Annotated in this window: 2 protein-coding genes; both read right to left on the reverse strand. The window is 78.4% G+C overall.

Annotated elements, in window-relative coordinates:
* A partial coding sequence (locus tag VM889_07860) for a hypothetical protein (GenBank protein ID HVL48455.1) occupies positions 1-695 on the reverse strand: 695 nt, incomplete at its 3' end.
* On the reverse strand, positions 692-3,178 hold a 2,487-nt coding region (locus tag VM889_07865; protein ID HVL48456.1), incomplete at its 5' end, for a hypothetical protein. The genes VM889_07860 and VM889_07865, both read right to left, overlap by 4 nt.

Genomic DNA, 3,178 nt, shown 5'->3' on the forward strand with positions numbered 1-3,178 from the left:
GGAGGATCCAGGCGGGGTTCGGGCGCGGGCGCGGGGGCCGGGACCGGGACGGGCTCGCCCGCAAGGCGCGCGCCATCCCAGTACACCACGACGGGCTCGGCGACCGCGCCCGCGGGGACCCGCCCGGCGAACGTCTGGGGCGCGACGCGCGCGAGGGGATGCGCGGCGCCCGCGGCGCGCGCCTCCGCCGCGACGACGCGCTTCCCCCCTTCGGCGACGAGGCGGAGGGTCGCTCCGCCGTCGCCCGGTTCGAGGACGGCGGCGACGCGCTGCTCGACGAGCGCGAGCGCGAAGGGCACCGCGACGCCCGCGCCCCTCTCGGGCACGACGAGGAGCGTTCCCTCGAAGCGGCCGCCGGCGTTCGGCGCCGCGACCGCGATGTCGAGCACGTAAACGCCCGCGTACCCGCGCCACCGGGCGTCCGCGGCGCGCGGGTCGAGCGCGAACGTGGCGGGGAGCGGGCGTGGCTCGCCCGCCCCGGCGCGCGAGGCGGGGAGGGTCGCGAGCGTCCCGCGGAAGCCGTCCGCGAGCGAGGCGCGCACCTCGACCGGGTCGTCGCCTTCGACGCGCACGCGGAGGCGGAAGCGCGCGGTGTCGGTCCCGTGCCCCTCGTGGACGAGCGGCCCCTCGTCGAGGACCGCGAGGGCGCACGCCTCCCCCGCGAGGGCGAGGAGGGCCGCGAGGGCGAGCCTCACGATCGCGCCTCCACGGCGAGCGCCACGTACCCGTCGTAGCGGCCCGCGGGCGTGCCCTCCGGAAGCGGCCACGCGAGGCCGAGGGTCGCGACGTCGCCCGGCGCGAGGTCGAGCCCCGCGAGGCGGACGCTCGTGGCGTTCGCGGCGACGGTCGCCGACGCAAGCGCACGTCCGTCGGCGCCGCGAAGGGTCGCGACGACCCCGCCCGGCGCGAGCACGCGATCCTCGGAGGCGAGGGGCGCAAGAAGGACGTGGACCGCGCCGACCCGGACGTTCCCCGCGAGCGCGAGGGGCGCGCGGCCCTCGAGGCCGCCGGGCGCGGGCGCGAGGGCCACGCGGCCCGTCGGAAATCCGGCGGAGACCCACGCCCCGACTTCGATCGCGACGTCCGCCGACCCCGTCGCGCCCAGCGCGTCCCGCGCCGTCGCGCGGAGGACGTAGCGGCCGGCGGCAAGGTCGCCCGCGAGCGCGACGCGCGCGAACGCCGTCGCGTTCGACGCGCCCTCGAGGCGCGCCGCGCCCGCGACGGCGGCGCCGTTCCAGTCGAGGAGCGTCGCCGTGAACGCGACGCGCGCCTCCGCCTCGTTCGGGTCGCGCGCCGCGAGCGCGACCTCGATGACGCGCGCGACGCCCGGAAGGACGCGCACGGGGCCTTCGCCCCACGCGACGCCGTCGGCGCGCGCCGCGAGCGCGAGCGTCGGAGGCGCGTTCGCGACCTTGACCGAGGTCGCGCGGGCGGCGCCTCCGGGAAGCGGCTCCGCGCGCAGCGTGGTCGCGAGCCCCGCGCGAAGGGGCGAGGGGGCCTCGAGGTCGGCCGCGAACGCCCCGCCTTCGACGGAGATCACGCGGGGCGGTACGAGATCGCCCTCCGGGCCCGTCCAGACGAGGCGGACGCCGTCGAGCCGCGCCCCCGCCTCGACGGTGCCTGCGACGCGCACGGACGCGCCGGGAAGGAAGGTCGATGGCTCGACGACGAGCGTCTTCACGGCGGGAAGCGGTTCGACGACGAAGCCGACGGTTCCGAGGAGCGCGGGCGTCTCCGTCGGCGTCGAGGCGTGGTAGACGGAAAGATGGTGATCGCCCGCCGCGGCGTTCGCCGGCACCACGAGCGAGAACGGCACCGTGAGGCGGCCCGCCCCATCCGCCTCGGACGCGGGCCAGGGGCCGGCGCGCGTGGCGTTCGCGAGGTCGAGGACGGCGCGTCCCGCGTGCGCGGGCGCGTCGCCAAGCGAGAGCTGCCAGGCCGGATCCGTGACGAGCGTCGAGGCGCGATAGAGCTTGACGCTCAGGAGCCGGAAGGCGCTCGCGGGTTCGGGATCCAGCGGACCCGATCCGAAGTTGCGGTCCGCGAGCGTGAGGTTCCCGGCGAGGGGGACGGCCGCGGCGGGGAAGGCGCGCGGCGGGTCGAGCGCGCTCGCCGCGAGCGTCGGCTTCGCGTTCGTGATGACGAACGTCCGCTCGGCGGTCGAGGCGCGTCCTCGCTCGGCGCTGAGGTTCAACGCGTACGTCCCCTCGCGAAGCGGCGCGAGCGCGAAGCGATGCTCCACGCTTGCCTTCGTGCGCGCGGGATCGAGCGGGATGCGGTCCTCGTGGATCGTCGTGCGGCCGCCCCCGAGCCGGTCGACGCGGACCACGACCGCGACGAGGTCCGCGAGCCCGTTGGGATCCGACACGGTCGCGCGCGTGACCACGGCTTCGCCGGGCGCCTTGAGCTTGCCGTCCGCGTTCACGGAGTCGCTCGTGAGCGCGATCGTTCCGGGCCGGTCCTCCACCTCCGCCTCGACGGGGGCGGCGGCGCGCGCCGGGGCCGGCGCGGGCGCGTGCTCGAAGACGAGCGGCGGGGACGCGCCCTCCGCGTCGGGGCCGCGCGCGACGAGCGTGAGGGTGTAGTTGCCCGCGGCCCAGCGCGGGGCGAACGGGAGGACGACGTCGACGCCCGCGCGGGTCGCGCGGAGGTCGCCCGCCGCCTCCTCCCAGGCGACGGGCGGGAAACCGGGCGCCGACCAGGAGGCGCGCAGCGTCAGGTTCGCGGGGGCTTCCGAGAGGAACGTGGTGGCCGCGCGCCAATGGACCGCGCGGCTGCCGCCGGGGGACCCTTCGGGGGGCGGGCCCACGCCGACCCCGTCGAGGCGGAGGGGGTCGCGCGCCACGGCGAGCGGGAAGGCGGCGTCCCGGCTTGAGACGAGGCCCTCGGCGCGAACGCGGAGGGTCCGCGCGCCCGCGCTTGCCGGAGCGTAGGTGAGCGTCGCGCGCGCGCAGGGCGTCTCGGCGCGACCCTCGCAGCGGTCGAGGGGGGCGAGGAGGATTTCGGCCGGTCCCTCGACCCGTCCGCCGTCGTCGGCCTCGTAGGCGAGGCGCAGGCGCTCCGGAAGCGGCGGCGAGCCCGCGGGGCGGTGGATGTCCAGCCGGAGGGCCTGGGCGACGCCGACGGGAATCGAGGCGGGGGCTTCGAGCGCGAGGGCGAGGGGCGGCGTCCCGGGGGC

The sequence above is a fragment of the Candidatus Thermoplasmatota archaeon genome (assembly GCA_035540375.1).
Lineage (GTDB): Archaea > Thermoplasmatota > SW-10-69-26 > JACQPN01 > JAJPHT01 > DATLGO01.